This is a genomic window from Bacteroides muris (ex Afrizal et al. 2022), assembly GCF_004793475.1.
Lineage (GTDB): Bacteria > Bacteroidota > Bacteroidia > Bacteroidales > Bacteroidaceae > Bacteroides > Bacteroides muris.
Genome location: NZ_SRYZ01000050.1, coordinates 21476 through 27574 on the forward strand (window position 1 = coordinate 21476; position 6099 = coordinate 27574).

The 6099-nt window shown below is 41.1% G+C and carries 3 protein-coding genes; 2 read left to right on the plus strand and 1 reads right to left on the minus strand.

Annotated features, from left to right (window positions below; translation table 11 throughout):
• Window position 1: 1 nt before the first annotated feature.
• Window positions 2–2245: an inorganic phosphate transporter gene (locus tag E5355_RS15915; protein WP_136011124.1), complete on the minus strand. Its 2244-nt coding sequence runs from the start codon at window positions 2243–2245 to the stop codon at window positions 2–4.
• A 405-nt stretch (window positions 2246–2650) separates the two neighbouring features.
• Between E5355_RS15915 and E5355_RS15920 the strand changes: the two genes are divergently transcribed.
• A complete protein-coding gene (locus tag E5355_RS15920; RefSeq protein ID WP_246866980.1) occupies window positions 2651–4309 on the plus strand; it encodes a DUF6377 domain-containing protein in 1659 nt (552 codons plus the stop codon).
• 296 nt (window positions 4310–4605) lie between these two features.
• Window positions 4606–6033 (plus strand): SusC/RagA family TonB-linked outer membrane protein, encoded by a 1428-nt coding sequence (locus tag E5355_RS15925; protein ID WP_246866981.1) that lies wholly within the window; start codon window positions 4606–4608, stop codon window positions 6031–6033.
• Window positions 6034–6099: the final 66 nt, after the last annotated feature.

Sequence of the window (6099 nt, forward strand, 5' to 3'; positions counted from 1 at the left end):
ATTATTCTTCGGCCTGGAACTTGCGGCTTACTTTCATCAGGTTGATGGTGTAGGTCACTATGTTCTGGGCTTCTTGTATCATAGTCAGATAGACCATGCTCACCTTGATGCTGCCGCTCTGGCTCTGAATGCGTTGCAGTTCTTTGTGTTTCAAGTGCGACAGCTCGCCGTTTAGATGGTTGGCTTTGCGAATCTCGGTCTCAAGTTCGTTATAGTCGTTCGTCTCCAATTTGTGGCGGCATACTTGCAGCAGGTAGCAGATATCTTCTGCAACATCTGTGAACTCTCCCTTTTGAATGGCATCCAGCGGCTTGAAGTTGTTGTCGATGTGCTCCAGACACGGCTCGCAAAGACGGCCTACGCTGTACACCAGTTCGCTGGCAAAGTCGTTGCCTTGATAGTAATAGAGTCCTTTTTCCAGTACGGTATTGTTGTCGAGACGGCACATGGCAAGTGTTCCGGTACGCTTCATCTGCTTGATGAGTTGTTTTTCGAATTTTACTGAGCCCATGGCACGACGCAGTCCGCGTAGATTCTCGTGTAGGAAGGAAGTGACGGTACGTTCAAAATTCTCTTCTGTGAATTCCATAATCTTCACCAGTTCCTCGCGGGTATGCTTGCGGAGCAATTCGATGACTTCATTGTTGTCCGTACTCTTCATCAATTGTTTCAGAGTCTCGCTGCCTTTTTCTTTCTCTTTGCGCTTCTTGTACATCACTTGGCTGCGAATCAGCATGAAGACTGCCAGACCAATCAGTGCCAGAATGGCAATCGTACCACCGAAATGGATAACCAATGCCACGAAAAAACAGATGGTGAATGCTGCTCCGGCAGTGATGAACCAACCGCCGATGACACTGAGCACACCCGTAATGCGGAATACAGCCGAGTCACGTCCCCAGGCACGGTCGGCAAGCGAGGTACCCATTGCCACCATGAAGGTGACGTAAGTAGTGGAGAGGGGTAATTTCAAGGAAGTTCCCAAGGCGATGAGCAGACCTGCCAATACGAGATTGACGGAGGCGCGGACCAGGTCGAAGGCGGCACCGTCGGCTATGATGGCTTCATCTTTCTGGAATCGTGTGTTTATCCATTGTTTGCTGCTTTCGGGCATTGTTTTGGATATTCCGTTAGCCAGGGTCATGCTGAAGCGTACCAGTGTACGGGCTATCGGGGTACTTCCGAAGTTCTCTTCGCCGTCGTCTTGGCGGGCAAGGTCAACGGAAGTCTTGATGACGTTGTGGGCTTTCTTGGATGTGCAGAGTGCATAGACCATAATCGTGCCTGCACCGATAAGGAAATACCATGGGGTTTTGGCTGCACCGAGGAGTGAGGACATCAGGAATCCGTCGGGACCGGCGGCCGTACCATTGGCTGTATAGTCAATAAATGAGGAATATCCTGCGAGGGGGATACCGATAAAATTCACCAAGTCATTGCCGGCAAAGGCAAGTGCGAGGGCGAAAGTACCCATCAGAACCACTACTTTGAAGACATTTACCCTGCACCAATGCAGTATCTGCATCAGTATGGTAAAGAATACAAAGAAACCGGTTATCAGCAATGCGGTATTGTCGTGTATCCATTGCTTGTTTTCAGGGGTCATGAATGAACTGTCTTTCAGCCCCTTTATCAGCATGAAGTAGATGATGCTGGTGGTAGCTATACCGCCGAACAGTGCAATGCTGTATTTCATTTTCTTCTTGTAGTTGAAGGTGAACACGATACGTGCCAGCCATTGCACCAACATACCGAAGAAGAAGGCGATAGCGACGGACAGGAAGATACCCATGATGACAGACAGTGCCTTGTCGGTATTGATGAGGTCACCCAGGCCCAGTGTATCGCTATTATAGACCTTGATGAGTGCCAGTGCGAACGTACCTCCCAGTAGCTCGAACACCATTGATACGGTAGTGGAGGTCGGCATCCCCATCGTGTTGAAAACGTCAAGCAGTACAACATCCGTCAGCATGACCGCAAGCAGGATGCACATGATTTCGGCAAAATAGAAATGCTGCGGTTGGTAGATACCATGCCGTGCAATATCCATCATGCCGTTGGACAAGGCTGCTCCGATAAATATACCTACGCCTGCAATGAAGAGTATGGTTTTGAAGGATGCTGCCTTTGCCCCGACAGCGGATTGCAGAAAGTTGACCGCATCGTTGCTTACACCTACCACGAGGTCGAAAATCGCGAGTACGAACAGAAAGATAACAATACCCAAATAGATTGTTTCCATAAACTATGTATTTTATTTCTAGTTGCAAAGGAAAGAGTTTGGTGTTGCAGGGAGATGTCATACATGTTACAGAAGTGTTACAAATGTTTTGGAATAGAATGGTATTGTGCTAAGAGCGATTGCTTTTATTTCCCAAAATAATCATTAATGTTAAGCATTTAAGAGTAACAATATAAGTATAATAGAAGAGTGGATGCTTTTGTATTTCGTATTTGGTTATTTCTATGTTAAGCAGCCAAATTACTAGTCAATTGTTTGCAGATGTCGAGAATTCTTGCGAATATTGCATACAAGTTGTGTGTAGAATTGATTGTAATTAGAACTTTGATATTAAAAATCAAAGATGTATGTAACTTTTTTAATTCATTTATTAAATAAATGAATTCTACCAACGAGTATAGAAATATGAAAAACCATTTTTGTTTAAACCTATTCTTCTTATTATATTTATTTTTTTGTGCTGGATGCAAGCAGCATATCTCAGATAGTGCTGCTAAGGCAAATGAGGCATTGTTTACTCAATTAGATAGTCTGATAGATAATTCTGATAAACTTATTTTGCAGAAAGAGGAGCGAATAGAGGCGTTGAAGCATTCGCTAAGACAATCTAAGGCATTTGAGAAACAGTATGAACTTAATCAGGCTATTTATCAAGAATATCGCGTGTATGATGCAGATTCGGCTATGAAGTATACTACACAAAGCCTTGATTTAGCACGACAATATCATGATAAGAATCGTGAGATTGAATCTTTATTAGGTATTGGTTTTGTTTATACGGCTAATGGCTTGCTTAGTCAAGCCTCTGAAGTAATGCATTCACTCTGTTCTTCCAGTATGCCTCGCTATTTACGTTCGCGTTATTATGGTCAGATGCGTACTCTCTGCTCGCGTTTGCAGCTCTATTCATTAGGTGATGATGCATTGCATGAATATTATGGTCAACTTTATGCGTTATATTCAGATTCAGTATTGCAGACGGCCACTCCTGACGAGCCACGCTACCTTTATAGCCGTGTGTGGAAATATCAAGATGTTCCCGGTGCACAACGTATTGCTATTAGGGATGAGTTGGAAAAAGAAAAACAACGTCTTCTACCTAATAGTCGTAATTATTCTATTTTAGCTTATAACTTGGCTCTACTTTATGAAAAAGAACACAACCATACCAAGTGGCTGGAAAATATGATTCTCTCAGGTATTGCTGATGTATATGCTGTGAATCGTGATATTGGTTCGTTATACGCATTGGCTTCCTATTTATATGAACAAGGTCAGTTGGACCGAGCCTATCGTTATAGTACTTATTGTTCTGATATCGGTATAGCTTTTAAGAGCCGTGTACGACTGCTTCATCAGCAGAAGTTGCAGAGAAGGATACATCAAAGTTACATTGAGCGTGATCATATGCAACAAGAGCAGCTAAAGCTATTCCTTTTATTTATTAGTTTTCTCACTGTTGTATTGCTGATAGCTCTTTTCTTTTTGAGAAGGCAAACAAGAAGACGTAGGAAAGCTTTGGTGGAGCTACATGTGGCCAATGGTAGGTTGAAGAGTCTTAATAGTGAATTGCAAAAGCTCAATTTGGTTCTACGTGACACAAATTATATTAAGGAGGAGTATATTGGTCAGGTATTCAAACTTTGTTCGTCCTATATTTGCCGTATGGAGGAGTATCGTAAAAAATTGAACCGTAAATTAAAGGCTGGACAACTTGAAGATTTAAAGAAAATGATTAGTTCTACCTCTACCATGAGCGATGAAATGAAGGAATTTTATGAGAAATTTGATTCTATTATTCTGCATTTATACCCTGATTTCGTAGAACATTTCAATAGTTTGCTACGTCCAGAAGAACATATTGAAGTGAAGTCTGGGCGGCTTAATACAGAACTTCGTATTCATGCTTTGATACGAATGGGGGTAACGGATAGTGAGAAGATTGCAGAATTTTTGCACTGTTCACTGCAAACCGTATATAATAATCGTTCTATAACTTTAAATAAATCTTCGCTCAGTAAGGAGGAATTTCTTCGAGCTGTGAAAGAGGTTTGTAAAAAGTAATTTGAAGACTGAGCGTTTCTCTCATTTTTTACCCACATGTATATAGATAATTGCCATTCAATAGCTTAATACTATCGAATGGCAATTATCTATATACATGTTTTTGATTACCGATTTAATTTAAATCACTACTGAAAATCTATTGAGTCTGTCTGTAATTGAAAGATAATCAGTGATATATAACTTTGTGAATTTACCAAATCCTCTACCAGTGAATATAATCGGTTGTTACATTGTCTAATTTTGCTCTCGAGATTTTTTACACACAAGTTCCTATTAACTTAAAAATGTAATTTATGAAAACCAGACAAAAATCGAGAGACGCAAGTGGTATTTTGCTTGTCTGTCTTATGTGGATGCTGTCACTTTCAAGCTCACTTCATGCACAGACATGGAATATTAACGGAAATGTGACAGATGAACAAGGAGAACCGATAATCGGTGCCAATGTAGTGATACAAGGTACGGGTACGGGCACCATTACCGATGTAGAAGGAAACTTTAAACTCGCTTCAGTGACTAAGGGGGCGGTAATGGAGATAAGTTTCATTGGGTATATATCCAAGACATTGCAGGTGAAAGACGCATCATCGTTAAAGATTGTACTGAAAGAAGATAACCAGGCACTGGATGAGGTGGTAGTAGTAGGTTATGGTGTACAGCGCAAAAGTGATCTTACAGGTTCGGTTGCTTCAGTTAACTCGGATGTACTTGAAAGTCGCCCACAAGCTAATTTGATTCAATCTTTGCAAGGAGCAGTTCCAGGATTGAATATTAGTGTGACGGGTAGTAATGCTGAAGGTTCGTCTACTACTACACGTATTCGTGGTAACAACTCCATTACGGCCGATAATAAACCTCTTGTTATTCTTGATGGAATACCTTTTGATGGTCCATGGTCGGAAATCAATCCCAATGATGTAGAGAGTATAGAAGTATTGAAGGATGCCTCTTCAGCAGCCATTTATGGTGCTCGCGGTTCTAACGGTGTAATCCTTATTACTTCTAAGCGCGGTAAGAAAGACAGATTGACGGTATCATACGATACTTATGTTACTATTGACCAGCCTATCAATTTACCTCGTATGATGAATGGCAAAGAATTCTATAAGTATAAATCTGAAGCTTTCAAGGTTACCAATACTACTCCTCCTACAGAAGAGAATCTTGAACCTTGGTTAGATAACTTTACTCCTACTGAATTAGCTATGTATGCTGCCGGTCAGAGTACTGATTGGATGAAGTTGGCAACACAGACCGGTATAAAACAACAGCATAACCTTTCTTTCCGTGGTGGAGCTAACAAAACCAGCTATTTCATTTCATTAAACTATACGGATGTGAAAGGAACTTCGGTAGGCAATGAGTTCAAGCGTTATAATGTACGTTTCAATCTTGATCAGGAATTTAATAGTTGGTTGAAATTTTCTACTACTACACAGTTAGGTCGCTACGATCGTAGTGGTAGCAGTGCTTCTTTTTGGCGGGCTATAAAACAAGTTCCGTTGGGACGTGCTTATAACGAGGACGGTTCACTTACACTTTCTGCTACTGAGGACTCCTCTTCAGCTTTCAGCATTAATCCGTTGGGATCTCTTAATAATAAGACAAAAGATATCCGTGCAAAGGTTATCACTAATAATGTGCTTGAGGTAAAGTTTCCCTTTATTAAAGGGCTGAGTTATAAATTTAATACTTCGTTAAAATTACAGTTAATCCGTTGAAAACAAATGAGTTAGTAAATAATATTTAGTATAATAAAATAGGCCAAGTGGCTGATTTTCATTATC